Here is a 21,094-nt window from a genome sequence, read left to right on the forward strand (position 1 = left end):
GATCATTATTTTGATTATGATAGCTAAAATCTATCACATGATAATCATCGATCGGTACAAGCAATTTTACTAAAGAGAATTATTCATCGAGAATGGTCAAAAAGACATCAACTTAATTTAGGCCACGGAGTCACAATGAGTAACCAGACAGTTCGATGCCCCTTCTGCTTTAAGGAAAGTCCCCACGGTGTAAAAATATGCATTGGATGCCATGCAAAAGTGGTCTATGGCGAAAGCCCGGTCATAGTGGCATTTCTGTTTCAATTCGTGGCGTTCGGTCTCGCATGGTTAGCATTTTCATTGACCGGAAGCACTCCAGTCTCGGTCATTACGTTTTTCGTAAGCTGTATTGTTCTTATATATATACTTAAAAAATCTATGCAGACAGGGTTTTGTTTATTCGATAAAATAAATCCCATAATAAGTAAAATTTCAGCAAATTCTTCATTCAGGCAGGAGCTTGGATAACCAACTCCTGCTTTTCTTACCCGCTAATTAATTTGAACTGAAAGTTCCGCATAACTGTTATTTCCGTATTCTCACAGTCTTTTTCTGCCACCCATGGGTGGTGGTATAAAATCCAACGAATGAGAAATACTTTTCCTTTCATATTGCGCCAGTAAATCTGCATAGAGTTGTTCAACCTCCATGAGGTTAGTGGAAATGTAATCCACAAGTCCGTTCAAGCAATGAAGCATTGTATGACTGTTGTTGAGCTTTATTAGCACATTAGCCTTGAGTGAAGAAACTACACCTGTGAACATCTGCATAATATTATCCACATGAAAACACGAGTTGCAGTATTGCTTACTTGAGTAATAATATTTAAGATGATATCCGACGAAAAGCACATACAGCTTTCGGTAAAAAACAGTATTAATAGTATTATCACGATGCTGGGTGATATATTTATCAATCAACTTGATAAATTTTTCTTCCTGAGAAAGAGTAATATTATTGCACATAGTTTGATCCTTTTTTCAGTTTTATAATCAAGTACTATCATGCCAACATAAAAAATCAACATCTAAAACAAAATATTTTTGTGTCATTACTAATGAGAAATGATTTTTATCTCGCTTATGGAAAACAAAAGAATAATATATTTAAGTTAAAAACGATGCTCCTTCAATCGAATTTAAAACCAATTAATAAAAAACCTTCGACGGATATTTATGACAAAGTGCTTCGCACTGGCTTACGCCCCGTATACTGATACGAAGATATTGGTTTATACTTCTCTACGGACTTTCTTGCAGCACCGCTGAGTGCACAAAGCACTCACTCGCTGAAGTAGAAATAATTTTCCAGAGGTTTTCGGCGAAAGCCGGTTTTTATAATCATGTAATACAATGATTTTCAGTTATTCTGATATCTAAGCTCTTCTGCGACAACCTTGCTCATTCATTTAACTCCAGATATCTGTATATAGCGTGATTATTTACATTTAGTCCAAAAAAAATAATGATGACCGAAGTCCAATGGCGCAACACTGAAGTTGCGCAGACTTCATTACATTTATACACATAAGCATAATGGATATATTCGATATTGAATCAAGCAAGACAATATGGCAGATCCAATTAGTATTGTAATGCTATGGTTTCTTATTTCTTTATTTGTCTTTAATCTTGCGAAAGACAAACAAAATAAAACTAAGTAAATCATAATATTACATCAGATGAGCGGTAATGACTTCCATGAAGTAAATTTATTTATTTTATAACCTGAAACATTAAATCTACCACCCATAGTATTTATTTTAATACTCCATATATCAATATAGATAAAATAATTTGTGTTTTTGTGAATAAAAATTTGACAATTAAATAAAATATGCAATATATATTATCAGATAAACAACAAAAGGAGATAATATGATAAATACAAATGTTATTCTAACCAGAGAACAAAAATCCGCGATTGCAGAAGCATTAGACGTATCATTAGACGATTTAGAAGAACTTAGAATTAAAGCCAGTAATAAAAGGAAAACCTCCTTTAAGGATGATTTTTCCATGATCTTTAAAACAAATATCGGCACTCTGGCAAAAATGAAGCTAACACCAACTTCTTTTCGGATAATTATTTATCTTTTTTCAATCATTGATTATGGTAATATTCTTGTTAATTTCTCTCAATCAAGGGTAGCAAAAGATTTAGGACTACAAAAATCTAATGTTTCAAGAGCATTCAAAGAATTATTCGAAAAGAAAATATTGATTCGAAATGCAGAAGACGATCATGTTTATTTGAACTCTAATTTATGTGTAAAAGGGATTCCTCATAAATTTAATGAGGAGCAAATGGGTAAATTCAAGAGATCCAAAGCAGAAACAGAGGACTTTGATAACTCATTTAGTTTTTATAGTGTTAGAAAAAAACAATCGTGAATAAATCTCACAGTACTAAAATATATATATCTAGAATGATAAAAACAATACTAAAAAGGTTGCCATTTTTAATTAGTTACAAAAAATGGCAACGATTATAATATATTATATTTGATATCTTTAAAAATCACTTATCCGTGAAAAGGTTATTAAGTCCTTTTAGATCTAAGCCACGCATGTTGGACTCTTCAATAAAATCACCAAATGCCAACATTAGCTCACCTAACTTATCCACTGGTAATTTTGGTCCATTTTTCAAAATAAATGGCATTATTTTGTTCATATGATCAACCGCCGCCTGTAAAACTTTATCATCTGACCAATCTTTCATATATCGGTTTTTACGATACCATAGTTTTCTTTCATCAGTGCGAGTTAAACTATTTGATTTAGGCTCTTCTTTCTCTTCTAAATTAATGAATAAATCTCTGGCATTGTCAATTTTTATAGTATTACGACCATTAAATTGAGACCACCCATTAGCAATATAATTCAAATATTCATTAATTTCTGCAGGGTTCTTAGCCGCATTAGAACCTTCTATAATAATCACAACTGGATTACCGTTTATCTCATGTGTTTCAGATATAAATATTATATAGTCAATAGAGTTAAATCTATACTCTCCATCTTTTTTTTCTTTCATTCTTTGTTGTAATCGGTAAACAACTAAATCTGGTGATAATATTTTTATTTTCTCATTTAAAATGACAAGCACACCAACTGAATTATCTAAATTAAAAATATTTTTAGATGATTCTATTTGTTTACATGCCTGACTCAAATATGACTCAAGTAATTTTGTAATTCGAACAAATACTCTGTTTTTGATATCTTCACTATTAGGAAGATCTTTTATGACTAAATTGAAATCCCTTTCACCATAGAAAACAGGATAGTTTTCGTCATTGACATATTGCTCTAACTCAAGTTCGATTTTTTGAGATTGCTCTTGTGTTATACATTTTTGTTCAAAAATGATCTTCCTTCCCATTCCCAAATAATCAGCCTTTTTCTCTTTTCTGAGTTCCTCACTCAATTCTATTGAATCTATGCTTTCTATTGAAGTTAATGAAAGCATGAATTTTTCAAATCGTGAGTCAATACTCATAGTTAACTCCGGAATGATAAAAGATTAAAAGATATATGTGCTACGATATTGAATTTTAAAATTATTTACTCTTTGTAATCCATAATTAACTGAATATTATTACACTGAGCATAACCAATAATAAACTTATTCAAAATAACAAAAAAATAGAAATTAAATTATGATTGCAAAAATTCTTCATACAATACATGCCTCTCCTGCTCAGCCACACAAGCATCTACCAATCCTGTCATAACCCCAACAAACAAATCATTCCATCTCTGCCGTTCTCTCGCAGTATGCCAGTCCTCAGACAAAACTTTTTCCACAGAGATCCAGATAACTTCTGCACGGCTTGTATTTAATAGTTCCTTGAATATTTCGTCAGAAACAGTAAGAACATGTGAATAAATTTTATTATCAATAGTCCAGAAAGGTTCCGGTTCGATAAAGTCAACCAACGAAGTAAAAGCCAGTCCACGGACCTGTGCAGCCTCCATTGTGCTGCTGACCTTATGACGATCACGCCATGTTCTTAAATCACCTAAAAGATAATTTACTCGTTGATTCCTTGCTTTGCTGTCTTCTGCCTGATATTGGATATAAGCAGGGCCATTACCAGTCTGGCGATAACGAGCCAATGTTTTGACACTTACACCAAGATAAAGAGCCGAAACCTCAGCACTCAGGGTTGCATCATCTGGCATACTACCAAATAGCCGCCATACTTCGGCATACTCCCTTAAAGTATCGATTGCACTCATTCCCTGTTCCCCTAATTTGTTGGCAATGGTTGATATTTCGCCGAAGCCAGAAGTGTATTATACAACTCTGGTGCAGTCATAAGCATATGGAGCTCAATACTTTGAAGTGCCTCATAAATTCGATCATTATCAGGCATTGCATACCGTTCAGTAGGATCAGTGGTATTGCGATGGTTGAGCAACCTTTTCACCACAGAATATGAAGTGAGCCCTTCTGCAACACGACCAAAGGTTCTTCGCAGGTCGTGCATCCCCAGCTTCGATATTCCTGCTTCCTGGCAGATATACTCGCGTAGGCTTTTGCTGTCTGAATAGTGCCCAACTTTGCTTCGCGACGACCGGGCAGGAAAAACCCATTTGCGTTTATCTGCTCGCTTTTCAGTCTCGTTGACTAAATCTCTTCGGTCTTCAAGAATTCGCTTCGTAGCATCACAAATTGGAAGTTCATGGTCGTTGCGGTTTTTAGTGTCGTAAAATCGAATTATCCTATTTTCAAGATCAACATAGCTGGTCGTTCTGGCTTCTTCTTCTGTCAGAGCTTCTCGCCAGCACAATGAAGCTGTTTCTTCTTTCCTGGCTCCTGTCAGAACAGTCAGCAAAAGATAATCGCATCCCAGGCGGTTGAAGCTTCTCTTGTTGTGCAATGCCGTTAAAAATCGCCCCAAGATGTCTTTTGGCGACAGTGGGTTTCGTACACCTTTTGCGCGATAGCTTTCTTCAAGCTGTGAACGGATTCTGAATTTTTTCTGTATCGTCAGAATTGAGAAAGGGTTGTAGCTTAGTGTCGGTTGTCGTTGTTGTGTCTGAGCATTTCCCGCTTCGATCTCAATCGCATGTCTTACCGCCACATTCACCCAGCGAAAAGTCTGCTCTGCCGCAGTTCTGGCTCTTGAAGCGATCTCATCAAACTTGCGCAATATCTCGTTGCCTGTCAGATCTTTTACTCTAAGATTTTCCCACTCTTTCAGGCGGTTTTCGGCTTTATTCAGCACATTTAATGTGTTGGGCTTTGCCGGTTTCGATCTGCCCATAAGATGACTTCTGTATTGCGCAAAAACTTCACTGATCGTTAGCTCAGAAGCCTCTGCTTCTCGCTTTACTGCATTCGGATTTCGTCTGGTCAACTTCATAGTTTCAACGAATTTGCGAGCAGCATCGCGTGCCTGATCAATGTTGGCAAAATCTGAAACATTACCAATCGTAGATCTGATAACCTGTTTCGGTGCCTTGCCACCCGTCGAGGGTCGCTTGTCTGCTGACGCCACCCGTCGTTGAATGATATAGGTTTTTTTGGTGGCACTGATTTTGACACCGAAACCTACGGGTGAATCCCTGTGGTTGTCAGTGATAATATACGGCTTTCGTTCAGGATTGGGTAAGTAGACTACTCGCCCTTGCTGGTCGAGATCTGGTTTCACGTCGATAGATAACTTATTGATTATAATCGACTGAGTAAGTGTCATTTTCATAAATGTATACCAGCAAGTCAGAGTGTATACCCGACACTAATCGGTATACTTCTGGTATACAAATTTATCGATTTATATGGGTTTAAAGCGGTTTCACATGGGGCCACATGGGTAATCGCAAGACTTAAAAAATGAGTAAAATCAATATGCAAGAGTCTATCGACAAGGATCTCTCAGACCATACGCCCATGATGCAGCAGTACCTGCGCCTCAAGGCCCAGCATCCTGAAATCCTGCTGTTCTACCGCATGGGCGACTTCTACGAGCTGTTTTACGACGACGCCAAGCGCGCTTCCCAGCTGCTGGATATCTCGCTGACCAAACGCGGCGCCTCGGCGGGTGAACCGATCCCGATGGCCGGCGTGCCGCACCACGCTGTAGAGAACTACCTGGCCAAGCTGGTGCAGCTCGGCGAGTCCGTCGCCATCTGCGAGCAGATCGGCGATCCGGCCACCAGTAAAGGGCCAGTCGAGCGCAAAGTGGTGCGTATCGTCACGCCCGGCACCATCACCGACGAAGCGCTGCTGCAAGAGCGCCAGGACAACCTGCTGGCGGCGATCTGGCAGGACGCGCGCGGCTTCGGCTACGCCACGCTGGACGTGAGCTCCGGCCGCTTTCGCGTCGCCGAGCCGCAGGATCTGGAAACCATGGCCGCCGAGCTGCAGCGCACCAATCCGGCCGAGCTGCTCTACCCGGAAACCTTCGAACAAATGGCGCTGATCGAACAGCGCCACGGCCTGCGCCGCCGCCCGCTGTGGGAATTCGAGCTTGAGACCGCGCGTCAGCAGCTCAACCTGCAGTTCGGCACCCGCGATTTGACCGGTTTCGGCGTCGAACAGGCGCACCAGGCGCTGCGCGCCGCCGGCTGCCTGCTGCAGTACGTCAAAGATACTCAGCGCACTTCACTGCCGCACATTCGCGGCATCACCATGGAGCGCCAGCAGGACGGCATCATCATGGACGCCGCCACCCGCCGCAACCTGGAACTGACGCAGAGCCTGTCCGGCGGCAGCGACAACACGCTGGCGGCGATCCTCGATCGCACGGTCACGCCGATGGGCAGCCGCATGCTGAAACGCTGGCTGCACATGCCGACCCGCGATATCAAGGTTCTCACCGCCCGCCAACAGGCGATCGGCGCATTGCAGGAGCTGTTCACCGATCTGCAGCCTTCACTGCGTCAGGTGGGCGATCAGGAGCGAATTTTGGCGCGTCTGGCGCTGCGCACCGCCCGGCCGCGCGATCTGGCGCGCATGCGCCATGCTTTCCAGCAACTGCCGGACATCCGCGCGCTGCTGCAAGATGTGGATACCCCGCACGTGCAGCAGCTGCTGTCTCAGGTGGGCCAGTTCGACGAGCTGCGCGAGCTGCTGGAGCGCGCGGTCATTGAATCCCCGCCGGTGCTGGTGCGCGACGGCGGCGTGATCGCCCCCGGTTATAACAGCGAGCTGGACGAGTGGCGCGCACTGGCCGACGGCGCCAGCGATTACCTCGATCGGCTGGAGATCCGCGAGCGTGAAAAGCTGGGGCTGGATACGCTCAAGGTCGGCTTCAACGGCGTACACGGCTACTACATTCAGGTCAGCCGCGGCCAAAGCCACCTGGTGCCGATCCACTATGTGCGCCGTCAGACGCTGAAAAACGCCGAGCGCTACATCATCCCGGAATTGAAAGAGTACGAAGACAAAGTGCTCACCTCCAAGGGCAAGGCGCTGGCGATCGAGAAAAGCCTGTACGACGAGTTGTTCGATCTGTTGCTGCCACACCTGGCGGAACTGCAGCAAAGCGCCGCCGCACTGGCCGAACTGGACGTGCTGGCCAACCTGGCCGAGCGCGCCGATACCCTGAACTACGCTTGCCCGGCCATGAGCGAGCAGCCGGGGATCCGCATTACCGAAGGCCGTCACCCGGTGGTGGAGCAGGTGCTGAGCGAGCCGTTTATCTCCAACCCGCTCACCCTGTCGCCACAGCGCCGTATGCTGATCATTACCGGCCCGAACATGGGCGGTAAAAGCACTTATATGCGGCAAACGGCGCTGATCGTGCTGATGGCGCACATCGGCAGTTACGTGCCGGCCACCAAGGCCACCATCGGCCCGGTGGATCGCATCTTCACCCGCGTCGGCGCGGCGGACGATCTGGCTTCCGGCCGCTCCACCTTCATGGTGGAGATGACCGAAACCGCCAACATCCTGCACAACGCCACCGAGCATAGCCTGGTGTTGATGGATGAAATCGGCCGCGGCACCTCCACCTACGACGGCCTGTCGCTGGCCTGGGCCTGCGCCGAGAACCTGGCCAACCGCATCAAGGCGATGACGCTGTTCGCCACCCACTACTTCGAGCTGACGACCCTGCCGGAGAAAATGGAAGGCGTGGTCAACGTGCATCTGGACGCGCTCGAACATGGCGATACCATCGCCTTCATGCACAGCGTGCAGGACGGTGCCGCCAGCAAAAGCTATGGCCTGGCGGTCGCCGCATTGGCCGGCGTACCGCGCGACGTCATCAAGCGCGCCCGCCAGAAGCTGCGCGAGCTGGAGTCTATCTCCAGCCACACCGCCTCGGGCAGCGTCGATGCCACCCAGATGACGCTGCTGCAGGAAGAAACCTCGCCGGCGGTTGAAGCCCTGGAAGCGCTGGATCCGGATTCCCTGTCGCCGCGCCAGGCGCTGGAATGGATCTACCGGCTGAAAAATATGGTGTAGTCTGGCGCCAAACGCGGGCATAAAAAAACGGTGAGCATGACGCTCACCGTTTTTATTTGATGCGGTTCAACAACCGGCGTTATTCGCGGAACAGCGCCTCAATGCTCAGGCCCTGCATCTGCAGAATCTCACGCAGACGGCGCAGACCTTCAACCTGAATCTGACGGACGCGCTCGCGCGTCAGGCCAATCTCCCGGCCTACGTCTTCCAGCGTCGCCGCTTCATAGCCCAGCAGGCCGAAACGACGCGCCAACACTTCACGCTGTTTGGCGTTCAGTTCGAACAGCCATTTGACGATGCTTTGCTTCATATCGTCGTCTTGCGTGGTGTCTTCAGGCCCGTTGTCCTTCTCGTCGGCCAGAATGTCCAGCAGCGCTTTCTCCGAATCCCCGCCCAGCGGCGTATCCACCGAGGTGATGCGCTCATTCAAACGCAGCATGCGGCTGACGTCATCCACCGGCTTGTCGAGTTGCTCGGCAATCTCTTCAGCGCTCGGTTCATGATCCAGCTTGTGGGAAAGCTCGCGCGCGGTGCGCAGATAGACATTCAGTTCTTTGACGATATGGATAGGCAAACGAATGGTACGGGTTTGGTTCATGATCGCCCGTTCAATCGTCTGACGGATCCACCAGGTTGCGTAAGTGGAGAAGCGGAAACCGCGTTCCGGGTCGAATTTTTCCACTGCGCGAATCAGACCGAGGTTACCCTCTTCGATCAAATCCAGCAGTGCCAGACCGCGGTTGCTGTAGCGGCGGGCGATTTTCACCACCAGCCGCAGGTTGCTTTCAATCATGCGGCGGCGGGACGGCACGTCACCGCGCAGAGCACGCCGCGCAAAATAGACTTCTTCCTCTGCGGTCAGCAGAGGTGAATAACCGATCTCACCCAGATAGAGCTGCGTCGCATCCAATACGCGTTGCGTAACGCCTTGAGACAACAGCTCTTCTTCCGCTAAATCGTTCTCGCTGGTCTCTTCTTCTACCAGCGCTTTTTCATCAAACGACTCGGCCTCAGCTCCATTCTCGTCGAAATCCGCATCATCATGTAACTCGTTAACTTTCAGCGTATTTTGGCTCATATGCTGCTCCTACCCGTGATACCGCGAGCAGAATCTCAGCGTATTCTGCCCAATCTATCGCTGCGGAAGATAACGCAGCGGGTTTACGGATTTCCCCTTGTAACGAATTTCAAAATGCAAACGTACTGAACTGGTACCGGTGCTACCCATGGTGGCTATTTTTTGACCCGCCTTCACTTCTTGTTGTTCCCGGACCAGCATTGTGTCGTTATGAGCGTAGGCGCTCAGGTAATCATCATTATGTTTGATGATGATTAGATTACCGTAACCCCGTAAAGCGTTGCCTGCATACACTACGCGGCCATCGGCGGTAGCGAAGATCGGCTGCCCACGGGAGCCGGCGATATCGACACCCTTATTCCCACCTTCTGATGAGGAAAAGTTATCAATAACCTTACCGTCAGTCGGCCATCTCCAGGTACTGACCGGAGCGCTGTTGCTGACGGTGCTGCTCACTGGTGGAGCGGCTTCCGGCGCGGTAACAGGCGCAGCCGCGGTCCCAACCGCTGCGACCCCTGCTGCAGGTAACATCTTACCTACATTCTGTTTACCCGAGTTTTCAGAATACGCGTTAGTTGATTGAGAATCAACCGTTGCCGTCTGGATCTGGGAGGTGGAAGGTGGCTTCGGAACGCCGCCTTGGGTCGCGTCAGTCGTCGCCAACATACCGCCGCCGCCGTTAGCGGAACTATTACCAAGCTGAATGGTTTGGCCAACATTCAGGCTGTATGGCTCGGGAATATTGTTGCGCTGCGCCAGGTCGCGGAAATCGTTGCCGGTGATCCAGGCAATATAAAACAGCGTGTCGCCGCGCTTGACCGTATAAGTTTCGCCGCCGCTGTAACTCCCTTTAGGAATGGCGTTATAACTGCGGTTATAGACAATGCGGCCCTCTGGGCTGGCCTGCTGCGCCCCGCCATTATTATTGCCGGATGGAACGGCGCCGCCGCCCCCCACACTGCTGATAGGGGCCGACGTTGAGGCATTGTTCGTACAACCCGCCAACCACAAACTTACCATCGTACACACCGCAACCCGGCGTAACGTAATCATTGGGCTTCCCGTGCTCATGCTTCCCCCATGACAGCAATATCAGTGATATATCCAAAATACCCTTTACATCGTAGCCGAGCTTTTGCCACTTCCCAGTTTCTGCGATGTAAAGGCGCCGCCGGCCGATCCCTGAATGCCAGGTCATCTCGCGCCGGAGCATCAAAACGCGCGCCAATGCTAACCAGATTGGCGTTGCCGCACCATAAGACAACTACGTAGAAAGGCCAATTCTAGTGAAAATTAACCTGATTGGAACGAGAAAACCTTATCCGGGCATGATGAAAGTGCAATAGATTTTGCCGACGGTCGAAAAATCAGACGATCGCTAGGCCAATTCGCCTTTCACCAGCGGCACAAAGCGCACCGCTTCTACCGCATCGACAACGAACTCGTTGCCATGACGCTGAATGCGTTTGAGAGTTTGAGCCTGCTCCCCCACCGGCAACACCAGAATACCGCCATCGTCCAACTGCTCCACCAGCGCCTGCGGGATCTCCGGCGGCGCGGCAGTGACGATGATCGCATCGAACGGGCCGCGCGACGCCCAGCCCTGCCAGCCATCGCCGTGGCGGGTGGAAACATTGTGGAGATCGAGCTGCTTCAGGCGGCGCTTGGCCTGCCACTGCAACCCCTTAATACGTTCGACGGAACAAACGTGTTGCACCAGATGCGCCAGGATGGCGGTCTGATAGCCGGAACCGGTGCCGATCTCCAGCACCCGCGAGGTGGGCGTCAGATTCAGCAGTTCGGTCATCCGCGCCACCATATAAGGCTGGGAAATGGTCTGGCCGGAGCCGATCGGCAATGCGGTGTTTTCGTAGGCCTTATGATCCAGCGCTTCGTCGACAAAACGCTCGCGCGGCACCGCCTCGATCGCCCGCAGCAGCTTTTCGTCCCGGATCCCCTGCTGCCGCAGCTGCGTCAGCAATGTTTGCATGCGCTTGTTCACCATTCCCCGCTAACCTCTGCTTTGGTTAACCATGTTTTCACGACTTCTTGCGCCGCGTAGGCGGTTAAATCCACCTGCAGCGGCGTTATCGCCACATAGCCTTGTTCCACCGCCGCAAAGTCGGTATCCGGCCCGGCATCAAATTTATCACCAGGCGGCCCGATCCAGTAGATATTTTGTCCGCGCGGATCCTGCTGGCAGAAGACCTTGTCGGCTGGATGGCGGCTGCCGCAGCGGGTCACGCGCAAGCCTTTGATCTCCGCCAGCGGCAGATCCGGTACGTTGATATTCAGGATTTTTCCGGTTCGCAACGGTTCGCGCTGCAGCGCGCGCAGGATACGGCAGGTAATGACGGCGGCGGTCGCGTAGTGCCGGTGGCCGTTCAGCGACACCGCCAACGCCGGCAGCCCCAGGTGCCGGCCCTCCATCGCCGCCGCGACGGTGCCGGAATAGATGACGTCGTCGCCTAAATTCGGCCCGGCGTTGATGCCGGAGACCACGATATCGGGCGCCGGGCGCATCAAGGCGTTGACGCCAAGGTAAACGCAGTCGGTCGGCGTCCCCTGCAGCACCGCAATATCCCCGTTGGCCAGCGTCTGCGTGCGCAGCGGCGACTCCAGCGTTAAGGCATTGGAAGAGCCGCTGCGGTTACGATCCGGCGCCACAACCTGCACTTCGGCGAATTCCCGCAGCGCCGCCGCCAGCACCTGAATGCCCGGAGCGCTGACGCCGTCATCGTTACTCAGCAATATCCGCATCGCTGTCATCCTGCTGCATGATCTCGCGAACCACGCTGGTGGCGAAGCTGCCTGCCGGCAGCCAAAAGCGCAGTTCCACGGTAACGTCATCCCACCAGCTCCACCGCATATTTTGCGGCAGCAGCAGCAGGGCCCGACGAGCGGGGTCGACACGCTCGCGCTTTAAAAGCGTAAGCAATTCCGGCTGCTCCGCCAAGCATTGTTGTTCAAATGCCAACGCGCTGCCGGCGGTGCCCGGCTCGCCGTCGCCCGGCAACGTCGCAGTGACAACCAGCTCACCGGCATCCAAGCGCTGTTGCAACGTCTCCAGCTCATCGGCTTTGGCGACAAACCAGCTGCCGCGGCCGCTCAGCTGCAGGGCGTCACCTTCCAGCACGGTGCGCTGCAGGCCGTCCGCCAGGCGCCTGCTCGTGACCAGATTAAACAGCGCACTGCGGCTGGCAGAGAGGTAAAAACTGCGCTTGCTGCGCTCTTTGACGCGAATTTCATCATTCGCCCAGCGGCGCGCCATCACCAGGTTGTTGCCGCCACGGCCGAAACGCTGGCTGCCGAAGTAGTTCGGCACGCCCTGCGCGGCGATGGCCTGCAGACGGCGCTCAACGTCCTGACGATCTGAAATCTGGCGCAGCACCAGCGTAAAGTGGTTGCCCTTCAGGTTGCCGATGCGCATTTTACGCAGGTGGCGGGCATACGAGAGCACCTCGCAGCCTTCCAGCGCAAACCGGGAGAAATCCGGCGTGTCCTTGCCCGGCATATGCAGGCAGAACCACTGTTCGGTCACCGCGTGGCGATCCTTCAAGCCGGCATAGCTGACGGAACGGGCGTGAATACCGGCGAAGCGCGCCAGATAGTCGGCCACGAACTGGGTATTGCAGCCGTTTTTGCGGATGTTCACCAGCACGTGCTCGCCTTCACCGTCCGGTGCAAAGCCCAGATCTTCCACCACCACGAAATCTTCCGGATTGGCTTTCAACACCCCGGTGCTCTGCGGCCGGCCATGCAGCCAGGTCAGATTCGCCATATCCATGCGGTTATTCCTTGATCAGCAAGGCAACCGCTTCGCAGGCGATGCCCTCACCGCGCCCGGTGAAGCCGAGCTGCTCGGTGGTAGTGGCCTTCACGTTGACGTCATCCATATGGCACTGCAGATCTTCCGCCAGGAAAACGCGCATCTGCGGGATGTGCGGCGCCATTTTCGGCGCCTGGGCGATAATGGTGATATCGAGGTTGCCGAGGCGATACCCTTTGGCGCGAATGCGTTTCCAGGCTTCGCGCAGCAGTTCGCGGCTGTCGGCGCCTTTGAACGCCGGATCGGTATCGGGGAACAGCTTGCCGATATCGCCCAGCGCCGCCGCGCCCAGCAGGGCATCGGTCGCGGCGTGCAGCGCGACGTCACCGTCGGAGTGGGCCAGCAAACCTTTGTCGTAAGGGATGCGAACACCGCCGATCACCAACGGGCCTTCGCCGCCGAATTTATGTACGTCAAAACCGTGACCGATACGCATGATGCGCTCCTTAATTGTCCAACTGAGTCAAATAGAACGCCGCCAGCGCCAAATCCTCCGGCCGCGTTACTTTAATGTTGTCCGCCCGGCCGGCGATCAGCAGCGGATGGTAACCGCAATGCTCCAGCGCCGAGGCTTCGTCGGTGACGTTTGCGCCTTCATCCAGCGCGCGCTGCAGGCACTGCTTGAGCAACGGCAGCGGAAACAGCTGCGGCGTCAGCGCGTGCCACAGATCCTGCCGATCGACGGTATGGGCGATGGTTTCGCGGCCGGGCTCGGCGCGTTTCATGGTGTCGCGCACCGGCGCGGCGAGAATGCCGCCGACCTTACTGTGTGCGGTAATCGCCAGCAGGCGCTCGAGATCGTCGGCGTGCAGGCAGGGGCGCGCGGCGTCGTGCACCAACACCCAGTCCGCATCGCCCGCCAGATTCAGCCCGGCCATCACCGAATCCGCGCGCTGCTTACCGCCCTCGGTGACGATCACCCGCGGATCCTGGGCGATCGGCAACTGTTCGAACTGGCGATCTTCGGGGCCGATCGCCACGATCACCCGCTCGATACGCGGGTGGCGCAACAGGGCATGGATGGCGTGTTCGACGATACTATGCCGGCCGATAGTTAAATATTGCTTCGGGCATTCCGCCTGCATGCGGCTGCCGATACCGGCAGCGGGCAGGACGGCAATCACCGAGGGAAAGGTGCCTGCGGAGTGATTCATGCGTTATTTTTGTGCGTTGTTTTGCGAGGAAGACGCCGCGTTGCGTCTGGATTGGTCAGGAACCAGACGATAGAAAGTCTCACCGGGCTTGATCATGCCCAGCTCATTACGCGCACGCTCTTCGATCGCTTCCTGTCCGCCGTTCAAATCGTCGATTTCGGCAAACAGCTGATCGTTACGCGCTTTCAACTTGGCGTTGTTGCCCTGCTGGACCGCAACGTCTTCATTGACCCGCACGTAATCGTGAATACCATTTTTGCCCAGCCACAGTGAATACTGTAACCAACCGAGCAATGCCAGCAATAGCAGCGTAAGTTTTCCCATCTCCGCCCCCTGAAAAACCGACCAATCATCCCACAACTTCTCGTTGGACTCCACACTGAGAGCGGCATTTCAACGCCAAATTCAGAATACGGATGAAGGGTTCCCGAGTTTATAACCCAAATCCGCGGCGAAAGCGGCAAAAAAAGCCCCTTTTGCCCGGCACGCGTGGCGCATTTTCCGATGAGGCACACACTGCCCTTCCTCCATTATGCAGCAAGAATCACTGCACCGCCGCTTACCGGCCCATCGCTTACGCCACAGCAATGCAAAAAATGAATATTTACCACCATAGAAAGAATAATCCTCATGCAGCGGTTGCACTTTCATTCATTGAATCTTATTTTTATGCACTACTAGTGCATAAATAATTCCAATGTATAACCTTTCATTATCGGGGATCGCGATGTTAAAACGTTTAGTTCTGATCGGCGCCTGCCTGGCCGCCACCTTCTCCACCGCCGCGTTGGCGGCTGAACCTACCTACGTCGTCGGCTCCGGCGGCACCTATCGACCGTTCGAATTTGAAAACAGCCAAAAACAGCTGGAAGGGTTCGACATCGACATCATCGAAGCGGTGGCCAAGGCCGAAGGCTTCCAAATCAAACTGATCAATACGCCGTGGGAAGGGATCTTCGCCACGCTGAATTCCGGCGATCGCGACATCATCATTTCCGGCATCACCATCACCGACAAGCGCAAACAAATGGTTGATTTCTCTGCGCCTTATTTCCCGGCCGAACAGGCCATCGTCGTGCCGCAAGACTCGACGGTCGATTCCATCGCCGCGCTGAAAGCGCTGAAGGTCGGCGTGGTGAACTCCAGCACCGGCGACATCGTGGTGTCCGATGTGCTGGGCAAAAACAGCACCGCCATCAAGCGCTTCGACAATACGCCGCTGATGCTGCAAGAGCTGTATGAAGACGGCATCGGCGCGGCGGTCGGCGACGTCGGCGTGGCCAAGTTCTATATCAAAACCCACCCTGAGAAAGCCTTCAAGCTGGTGCCCGACGCCAAGTTCGAGCGCCAGTATTTCGGCATCGCCGTCGCCAAAGGCAACGACGAACTGCGTAACAAGATTAACGCCGGCCTGAAGAAGATCGTCGCCGACGGCACCTACGCCAAGATCTACCAAACCTGGTTCGACAGCAACGTACCGACGCTGCCGGCGGAATAATCAACTGGCGCGCCTCAGCGCAGTCGGCCAGTAAATAAACAGGCGTAGCGAGCTAAGTCATATTGGGTGCGGCCAGCGCACAGCCACCGGAGTGGACACGCAGTCCATGAGGATGGCGAGCACTGCCCAATCCCAAGATGACAACGCGCAGTAGCCTTAACACGCTTAAATAAGGATCTGATCTTGAACTTCCGCTGGGAGATTATCCAGGAATACGCGCCGCTGTTTATGGAAGGCGCCTGGATGACCATCAAATGCACCATTATCTGCGTGCTGCTGGGCACCACCTGGGGATTGATCCTCGGGCTGGGTCGTTTGGCGCAGGCGCCGCACGGCATCTGGAAACCCATACTGCATTACGGCGTTCAGTGGCCTGTGCGCATCTACATCAGCGCCTTTCGCGGCACGCCGCTGTTCGTACAAATCATGGTCGTGCACTTCGCGCTGGTGCCGCTGTTCATCAACCCGCGCGACGGCCTGCTGGTCACCAGCGGCCTGATGAGCGTCGATTTCGCCCGCGCGCTGCGCGCCGACTACGGCGCCTTTCTCTCCTGCGTGGTGGCGATCACGCTCAACGCCGGCGCCTATGTGTCGGAAATCTTCCGCGCCGGGATCCAGTCTATCGACCGCGGCCAAATGGAAGCTTCGCGTTCGCTGGGCATGAGCTACGGCAAGACCATGCGCCAGGTGATCCTGCCGCAGGCCTTCCGCCGCATGCTGCCGCCGCTGGGCAACAACGCCATCGCCATCGTCAAGGATTCGTCGCTGGCCTCCGCCATCGGCCTGGCGGATCTGGCCTATGCCGCCCGCACCGTCTCCGGCGCCTACGCCACCTACTGGGAGCCCTACCTGACCATTTCGCTGGTCTATTGGGTCATCACCTTCCTGCTCTCGCTGCTGGTGCAACACATGGAAAAGAGGTTCGGTAAAAGTGATTCGCGTACATAACCTGCAAAAACAGTTCGGCGAGAGCCACGTGCTGCGCGGCATTTCCTGCCGGATCGCCGCCAACGAAGTGGTGTGCGTCATCGGCCCTTCCGGCTCCGGGAAGAGCACCTTCCTGCGCTGCATCAACGCGCTGGAAACGCTCTCCGGCGGCGAGATCGAGGTCAACGGCTTCGCCGTCCACGATCAGAAAACCGACCTGAACAAGATGCGTGAAAGCGTGGGCATGGTGTTCCAGCGCTTCAACCTGTTCCCGCACATGACGGTGTTGGAAAACATCATCATGGCGCCGGTGAGCGTGAAGAAACGGCCGCGCGCCGAAGCCATCGCACAAGCCGAACAGCTGCTGCGCAAGGTCGGGCTGCTCGACAAGATCGACGCCTACCCCAACAGCCTGTCCGGCGGCCAGCAGCAGCGGGTGGCCATCGCCCGCGCGCTGGCGATGGAACCGAAGATCATGCTGTTCGACGAACCCACCTCCGCGCTCGATCCGGAGCTGGTGGGCGAAGTGTTGGCGGTGATGAAATCGCTGGCCCACGAGGGCATGACCATGGTGGTGGTCACGCATGAGATGGGCTTTGCCCGCGAGGTGGCCGATCGGGTGCTGTTTATCGATCAGGGGATCATTCAGGAGGAAGGTGCGCCGCAGCAGATCTTCAGCCATCCGGCCAATCCGCGCACACAGGCGTTTCTGAGCAAAGTTTTGTAACCTTCGGCACCGCTTTGCAATCCTTCGGGCGCCGGCAGCGGCGCCCGCTCTCTCACCACCCGGTCAAGAAGCTGAACACCAGCCAGAACAGGCACAGCACGATGGCGCCGGTCAGCAGCAGCGTCAGGATCAGACGACCGCGCAACAGCATGCTGAGGGTGATGCCGATCAGCACCGACAGCGGCATCAGCGCCAGGAAGAACGGCCAGGTATAGAGCAGGAAAAACAGCGTGTTGGAACCGTAAACCAGGAACGGCAACGCAAACGCCAGCCAGTAGAAAACAAAGCCGCTGACGCCGCCCAGGAAAGAATAAGAAGGCTCCTCTCTCTCCTGTTTTGACTGCTTGGAGTCGATCAAGATAGGCGTGACATTTTGCATAGTGATCCCTGGTTATTCGGCTCGCTCTGCGGCGGCTTAGAGTAAAAAGCGCATGGCGAAAAACGCCACACGCTTTTTTTGAATTCAGGGTTTGATAATAGCCTGACCACGCAACACGTCTAACAATTGCGCAATCAAATTTGTTACCAATTGTTGGCCATCGAGGTGGATTTCCGGCTGCTGCGGCGCCTCGTAAACCGCGTCGATGCCGGTGAAATTGCGCAGCTCGCCGGCGCGCGCTTTTTTATACAATCCCTTCGGATCGCGCGCCTCGCAGATCGCCAACGGCGTGTCGACGAACACTTCGATAAAGCGATCGTCGCCGAGCATTTCGCGCACCATCTGCCGCTCGGCGCGGTGCGGCGAAATGAACGCGGTCAGCACCACCAGCCCGGCATCCACCATCAGTTTGGCCACTTCCCCCACCCGGCGGATGTTCTCGCGCCGATCTTCGTCCGAGAAGCCGAGATCGCGGCACAGGCCGTGGCGCACGTTATCGCCGTCCAGCAGATAGGTGCTGACGCCGAGCCCGTGCAGCGCCTGCTCCAGCGCGCCGGCGACGGTGGATTTGCCCGAGCCGGACAGCCCGGTAAACCACAGCACCGCGCCGCGGTGGCCGTTGCGCGCTTCGCGATCCGCGCGCGTCACCGCGTGCGGATGCCAAACCACGTTCTCATCGTCCGGCCCGGTCGCCCTCAGTTCAGCGGCCACCTTATCGGCCACCGAGCAGATCGCGCGCGCCCCAGTGCGGGAAGTGCTTGCGCACCAGCGCATTCAACTCCAGCTCGAAAGCGCTGAACTCGCCGTGCGCCGCCGGGGTGGCCTGCAGCGTTTCACGCACCAGACCGGCACCCACCGTGACGTTGCTCATGCGATCGATAAAGATCAGCCCGCCGGTGTCGTGATTGCTCTGATAGCTGTCCAGCACCAGCGGCTCGTCGAAGGTCAGCTCCACCAGGCCGATGCCGTTAAGCGGCAACGTGTCTGCCGGGTGCTGCGCCAGCGTATTGATCTCCACCTGATGGCGGATACTCTCCACGCGGGCGCGGGTCTTTTTACCGGCGATCTTGATGTCGTAGCTCTGGCCCGGCACCAGCGGCTGCTCGGCCATCCATACCACGTCCACCAGCGCGCTCTGCGCCGCCTGCAGGCTTTCGCCGGCGTCGACCAGCAGATCGCCGCGGCTGATGTCCACCTCATCCTTCAGCACCAGCGTAATCGCCTCGCCCGGCACCGCCTCTTGCAGATCGCCGTCGAAGGTCACGATGCGCGCCACGCTGGACTCCACGCCGGAAGGCAGCACCTTGACCCGTTGCCCCACCCGCACCACGCCGGCGGACAGCGTGCCGGCATAGCCGCGAAAATCGAGGTTCGGGCGGTTGACGTACTGCACCGGGAAGCGCAGCGGCTGGTTTTCTCGCTCGCTGACCACGTCCACGCTCTCCAGCACTTCCAGCAGCGTCGGGCCGCTGTACCACGGCATATGGGCGCTTTCGCTCGCCACGTTGTCGCCGTCCAGCGCCGACAGCGGCACGAATTTGATGTCCAGATCGCCTGGCAGCTGCTGGGCGAAGGTCAGGTAATCCTGTTTGAACTGCTCAAACACCGCTTCCTGGTAGTCCACCAGATCCATCTTGTTCACCGCCACCACCAGATGGCGAATGCCCAGCAGGGTCGCGATAAAGCTGTGGCGGCGAGTCTGGTCCAATACCCCTTTGCGCGCGTCGATCAACAGGATCGCCAGATCGCAGGTGGAGGCACCGGTGGCCATGTTGCGGGTGTACTGCTCATGCCCCGGGGTATCAGCGATGATAAATTTGCGTTTTTCGGTCGAGAAATAGCGATAGGCCACGTCGATGGTGATGCCCTGCTCGCGCTCGGCCTGCAGGCCGTCCACCAGCAGCGCCAGATCGAGCTTCTCGCCCTGGGTGCCGATGCGTTTGCTGTCGCTGTGCAGCGTCGACAGCTGATCCTCGTAGATCTGGCGGGTATCGTGCAGCAGGCGGCCAATCAGGGTGCTTTTGCCGTCATCGACGCTGCCGCAGGTCAGAAAGCGCAGCAGGCTCTTGTGCTGCTGCGCGTGCAGATAGGATTCGACGCCGCCCTGCTCGGCGATTTGTTGTGCGATTGCGTTGTTCATCCGGCGGCTCCTTAGAAATACCCTTGACGCTTTTTCAGCTCCATCGAGCCGGACTGATCGCGATCGATCATCCGCCCCTGGCGTTCACTGGTGGTGGAGACCAGCATCTCTTCGATGATCTCCGGCAGGGTTTGCGCCTGCGAGTCCACCGCGCCGGTCAGCGGCCAGCACCCCAGGGTGCGGAAACGCACCATGCGCTGGCTGATCACTTCACCCGGCTGCAGATCGATGCGATCGTCGTCCACCATCATCAGCATGCCGTCGCGCTCCACCACCGGGCGAGGTTTCGCCAGGTACAGCGGCACGATGTCGATCTTTTCCAGGAAGATGTACTGCCAGATATCCAGCTCGGTCCAGTTCGACAGCGGGAAGACGCGGATGCTCTCCCCTTTGTTGATCTGGCCGTTGTAGTTGTGCCACAGCTCCGGCCGCTGGTTTTTCGGATCCCAGCGGTGGAAGCGATCGCGGAACGAATAGATGCGTTCTTTAGCGCGCGATTTCTCCTCGTCGCGCCGCGCACCGCCGAAGGCGGCGTCGAAACCATACTTGTTCAACGCCTGCTTCAGGCCCTCGGTCTTCATGATGTCGGTATGCTTGGCGCTGCCGTGCACGAACGGGTTGATGCCCATCGCCACCCCTTCCGGGTTTTTATGCACCAGCAGCTCGAAGCCGTACTCCTTCGCGGTGCGATCGCGGAATTCGTACATTTCGCGGAACTTCCAGCCGGTATCGACGTGCAGCAGCGGGAACGGCAACGTGCCGGGGAAGAACGCCTTGCGCGCCAGATGCAGCATCACGGAAGAGTCTTTACCGATGGAATACAGCATCACCGGATTGGCGAATTCAGCGGCGACTTCACGGATGATATGGATACTCTCCGCCTCCAATTGCCGCAAATGAGTGAGTCGTTTTTCGTCCATAACAGATCCTTAAAAGCC

General features: G+C 53.6%; 21 protein-coding genes and 1 pseudogene. 6 read left to right on the forward strand and 16 right to left on the reverse strand.

From position 1 onward, the window contains the following. The first annotated feature begins 135 nt into the window (after positions 1 to 135). Positions 136 to 407 (forward strand): annotated as a pseudogene (locus tag ACJ8HB_RS09940) (hypothetical protein). Between the two features lie 132 nt (positions 408 to 539). Here the strand turns inward: ACJ8HB_RS09940 and ACJ8HB_RS09945 are convergent. Next, positions 540 to 965, reverse strand: a complete 426-nt coding sequence (locus ACJ8HB_RS09945; protein WP_047569287.1) for a hypothetical protein — start codon at positions 963 to 965, stop codon at positions 540 to 542. Between the two features lie 912 nt (positions 966 to 1,877). On the opposite strand from ACJ8HB_RS09945, the gene ACJ8HB_RS09950 reads away from it, so the two are divergent. Beyond that, complete coding sequence (locus ACJ8HB_RS09950) at positions 1,878 to 2,393, forward strand: helix-turn-helix domain-containing protein (RefSeq protein WP_000611155.1); 516 nt, start codon at positions 1,878 to 1,880, stop codon at positions 2,391 to 2,393. Positions 2,394 to 2,520: 127 nt separating this feature from the next. Here the strand turns inward: ACJ8HB_RS09950 and ACJ8HB_RS09955 are convergent, their stop codons facing one another. The 3 genes from ACJ8HB_RS09955 to ACJ8HB_RS09965 all read right to left on the reverse strand — a co-directional run bounded on the left by ACJ8HB_RS09955 (position 2,521) and on the right by ACJ8HB_RS09965 (position 5,716). Continuing rightward, positions 2,521 to 3,504 carry a hypothetical protein gene (locus ACJ8HB_RS09955; RefSeq protein WP_047569290.1) on the reverse strand — a complete coding sequence of 328 codons (984 nt, stop codon included), beginning with the start codon at positions 3,502 to 3,504 and terminating at the stop codon, positions 2,521 to 2,523. 158 nt (positions 3,505 to 3,662) lie between these two features. Beyond that, the gene (locus ACJ8HB_RS09960) at positions 3,663 to 4,247 is read right to left on the reverse strand and encodes a hypothetical protein (RefSeq protein ID WP_001272879.1); all 585 of its coding nucleotides are present in this window, start codon (positions 4,245 to 4,247) and stop codon (positions 3,663 to 3,665) included. Between the two features lie 11 nt (positions 4,248 to 4,258). Next, positions 4,259 to 5,716, reverse strand: a complete 1,458-nt coding sequence (locus ACJ8HB_RS09965) for a tyrosine-type recombinase/integrase (protein ID WP_072021588.1) — start codon at positions 5,714 to 5,716, stop codon at positions 4,259 to 4,261. 146 nt (positions 5,717 to 5,862) lie between these two features. Between ACJ8HB_RS09965 and mutS the strand changes: the two genes are divergently transcribed. Continuing rightward, complete coding sequence (gene mutS / locus ACJ8HB_RS09970; RefSeq protein ID WP_094859820.1) at positions 5,863 to 8,424, forward strand: DNA mismatch repair protein MutS; 2,562 nt, start codon at positions 5,863 to 5,865, stop codon at positions 8,422 to 8,424. A gap of 79 nt (positions 8,425 to 8,503) precedes the next feature. On the opposite strand, the gene rpoS is transcribed toward mutS, so the two are convergent. From rpoS to ftsB, 8 genes are all read right to left on the reverse strand, one after another. Continuing rightward, positions 8,504 to 9,502: an RNA polymerase sigma factor RpoS gene (gene rpoS / locus ACJ8HB_RS09975; protein ID WP_004932578.1), complete on the reverse strand. Its 999-nt coding sequence runs from the start codon at positions 9,500 to 9,502 to the stop codon at positions 8,504 to 8,506. Between the two features lie 54 nt (positions 9,503 to 9,556). Continuing rightward, positions 9,557 to 10,555, reverse strand: coding sequence for a murein hydrolase activator NlpD (nlpD, locus tag ACJ8HB_RS09980; protein WP_047569294.1), 999 nt, complete (start codon positions 10,553 to 10,555; stop codon positions 9,557 to 9,559). Positions 10,556 to 10,880: 325 nt separating this feature from the next. Beyond that, a complete protein-coding gene (locus ACJ8HB_RS09985; protein ID WP_033637164.1) occupies positions 10,881 to 11,507 on the reverse strand; it encodes a protein-L-isoaspartate(D-aspartate) O-methyltransferase in 627 nt (208 codons plus the stop codon). Further along, the gene (gene surE / locus ACJ8HB_RS09990; protein ID WP_033637163.1) at positions 11,501 to 12,262 is read right to left on the reverse strand and encodes a 5'/3'-nucleotidase SurE; all 762 of its coding nucleotides are present in this window, start codon (positions 12,260 to 12,262) and stop codon (positions 11,501 to 11,503) included. The genes ACJ8HB_RS09985 and surE overlap by 7 nt, the downstream gene beginning before the upstream one ends. After that, a complete protein-coding gene (gene truD, locus ACJ8HB_RS09995) occupies positions 12,243 to 13,289 on the reverse strand; it encodes a tRNA pseudouridine(13) synthase TruD (protein WP_047569296.1) in 1,047 nt (348 codons plus the stop codon). The genes surE and truD overlap by 20 nt, the downstream gene beginning before the upstream one ends. Before the next feature lie 4 nt (positions 13,290 to 13,293). Further along, positions 13,294 to 13,767, reverse strand: a complete 474-nt coding sequence (gene ispF / locus ACJ8HB_RS10000) for a 2-C-methyl-D-erythritol 2,4-cyclodiphosphate synthase (protein ID WP_004932594.1) — start codon at positions 13,765 to 13,767, stop codon at positions 13,294 to 13,296. 10 nt (positions 13,768 to 13,777) lie between these two features. Further along, positions 13,778 to 14,485: a 2-C-methyl-D-erythritol 4-phosphate cytidylyltransferase gene (gene ispD, locus ACJ8HB_RS10005; RefSeq protein WP_033649254.1), complete on the reverse strand. Its 708-nt coding sequence runs from the start codon at positions 14,483 to 14,485 to the stop codon at positions 13,778 to 13,780. Positions 14,486 to 14,488: 3 nt separating this feature from the next. Then, entirely contained in the window at positions 14,489 to 14,809 is a 321-nt protein-coding gene (gene ftsB, locus ACJ8HB_RS10010) for a cell division protein FtsB (protein WP_016929043.1), read from the reverse strand. A gap of 403 nt (positions 14,810 to 15,212) precedes the next feature. On the opposite strand from ftsB, the gene ACJ8HB_RS10015 reads away from it, so the two are divergent. The 3 genes from ACJ8HB_RS10015 (at position 15,213) to ACJ8HB_RS10025 (ending at position 17,637) form a co-directional block, all read left to right on the forward strand. Further along, a complete protein-coding gene (locus ACJ8HB_RS10015) occupies positions 15,213 to 15,983 on the forward strand; it encodes a basic amino acid ABC transporter substrate-binding protein (RefSeq protein WP_047569299.1) in 771 nt (256 codons plus the stop codon). 180 nt (positions 15,984 to 16,163) lie between these two features. Next, positions 16,164 to 16,931, forward strand: a complete 768-nt coding sequence (locus tag ACJ8HB_RS10020; RefSeq protein WP_086556831.1) for an amino acid ABC transporter permease — start codon at positions 16,164 to 16,166, stop codon at positions 16,929 to 16,931. Further along, complete coding sequence (locus ACJ8HB_RS10025) at positions 16,915 to 17,637, forward strand: amino acid ABC transporter ATP-binding protein (protein WP_039568894.1); 723 nt, start codon at positions 16,915 to 16,917, stop codon at positions 17,635 to 17,637. Before ACJ8HB_RS10020 ends, ACJ8HB_RS10025 begins: the two co-directional genes overlap by 17 nt. A gap of 52 nt (positions 17,638 to 17,689) precedes the next feature. Here the strand turns inward: ACJ8HB_RS10025 and ACJ8HB_RS10030 are convergent, their stop codons facing one another. The 4 genes from ACJ8HB_RS10030 to cysD all read right to left on the reverse strand — a co-directional run bounded on the left by ACJ8HB_RS10030 (position 17,690) and on the right by cysD (position 21,076). Beyond that, positions 17,690 to 18,016, reverse strand: coding sequence for a DUF3561 family protein (locus ACJ8HB_RS10030; protein ID WP_004932611.1), 327 nt, complete (start codon positions 18,014 to 18,016; stop codon positions 17,690 to 17,692). Positions 18,017 to 18,100: 84 nt separating this feature from the next. Beyond that, positions 18,101 to 18,790 carry an adenylyl-sulfate kinase gene (gene cysC / locus ACJ8HB_RS10035; RefSeq protein ID WP_079656228.1) on the reverse strand — a complete coding sequence of 230 codons (690 nt, stop codon included), beginning with the start codon at positions 18,788 to 18,790 and terminating at the stop codon, positions 18,101 to 18,103. Then, entirely contained in the window at positions 18,729 to 20,156 is a 1,428-nt protein-coding gene (gene cysN / locus ACJ8HB_RS10040; protein WP_047569302.1) for a sulfate adenylyltransferase subunit CysN, read from the reverse strand. Before cysN ends, cysC begins: the two co-directional genes overlap by 62 nt. 11 nt (positions 20,157 to 20,167) lie before the next feature. Continuing rightward, the gene (cysD, locus tag ACJ8HB_RS10045; protein ID WP_004932620.1) at positions 20,168 to 21,076 is read right to left on the reverse strand and encodes a sulfate adenylyltransferase subunit CysD; all 909 of its coding nucleotides are present in this window, start codon (positions 21,074 to 21,076) and stop codon (positions 20,168 to 20,170) included. Between the last annotated feature and the right edge of the window lie 18 nt (positions 21,077 to 21,094).

Origin of the sequence: Serratia sp. CY27727 (assembly GCF_052169275.1) — a bacterium.
Classification (GTDB): Bacteria; Pseudomonadota; Gammaproteobacteria; order Enterobacterales; family Enterobacteriaceae; genus Serratia; species Serratia sarumanii.

Coding starts and splice junctions, on each gene's coding strand:
- ACJ8HB_RS10030 (WP_004932611.1), bottom strand. CDS start 18,016: ATGCAAAATGTCACGCCTATCTTGATCGACTCCAAGCAGTCAAAACAG.
- ACJ8HB_RS09965 (WP_072021588.1), bottom strand. CDS start 5,716: ATGAAAATGACACTTACTCAGTCGATTATAATCAATAAGTTATCTATC.
- nlpD (WP_047569294.1), bottom strand. CDS start 10,555: ATGATTACGTTACGCCGGGTTGCGGTGTGTACGATGGTAAGTTTGTGG.
- ACJ8HB_RS09955 (WP_047569290.1), bottom strand. CDS start 3,504: ATGAGTATTGACTCACGATTTGAAAAATTCATGCTTTCATTAACTTCA.
- ACJ8HB_RS09950 (WP_000611155.1), top strand. CDS start 1,878: ATGATAAATACAAATGTTATTCTAACCAGAGAACAAAAATCCGCGATT.
- ispD (WP_033649254.1), bottom strand. CDS start 14,485: ATGAATCACTCCGCAGGCACCTTTCCCTCGGTGATTGCCGTCCTGCCC.
- cysC (WP_079656228.1), bottom strand. CDS start 18,790: ATGCGCTGGTGCGCAAGCACTTCCCGCACTGGGGCGCGCGCGATCTGC.
- ACJ8HB_RS09960 (WP_001272879.1), bottom strand. CDS start 4,247: ATGAGTGCAATCGATACTTTAAGGGAGTATGCCGAAGTATGGCGGCTA.
- ACJ8HB_RS09985 (WP_033637164.1), bottom strand. CDS start 11,507: ATGGTGAACAAGCGCATGCAAACATTGCTGACGCAGCTGCGGCAGCAG.
- ACJ8HB_RS10015 (WP_047569299.1), top strand. CDS start 15,213: ATGTTAAAACGTTTAGTTCTGATCGGCGCCTGCCTGGCCGCCACCTTC.
- cysN (WP_047569302.1), bottom strand. CDS start 20,156: ATGAACAACGCAATCGCACAACAAATCGCCGAGCAGGGCGGCGTCGAA.
- ACJ8HB_RS09945 (WP_047569287.1), bottom strand. CDS start 965: ATGTGCAATAATATTACTCTTTCTCAGGAAGAAAAATTTATCAAGTTG.
- mutS (WP_094859820.1), top strand. CDS start 5,863: ATGCAAGAGTCTATCGACAAGGATCTCTCAGACCATACGCCCATGATG.
- surE (WP_033637163.1), bottom strand. CDS start 12,262: ATGCGGATATTGCTGAGTAACGATGACGGCGTCAGCGCTCCGGGCATT.
- rpoS (WP_004932578.1), bottom strand. CDS start 9,502: ATGAGCCAAAATACGCTGAAAGTTAACGAGTTACATGATGATGCGGAT.
- truD (WP_047569296.1), bottom strand. CDS start 13,289: ATGGATATGGCGAATCTGACCTGGCTGCATGGCCGGCCGCAGAGCACC.
- ispF (WP_004932594.1), bottom strand. CDS start 13,767: ATGCGTATCGGTCACGGTTTTGACGTACATAAATTCGGCGGCGAAGGC.
- ftsB (WP_016929043.1), bottom strand. CDS start 14,809: ATGGGAAAACTTACGCTGCTATTGCTGGCATTGCTCGGTTGGTTACAG.
- cysD (WP_004932620.1), bottom strand. CDS start 21,076: ATGGACGAAAAACGACTCACTCATTTGCGGCAATTGGAGGCGGAGAGT.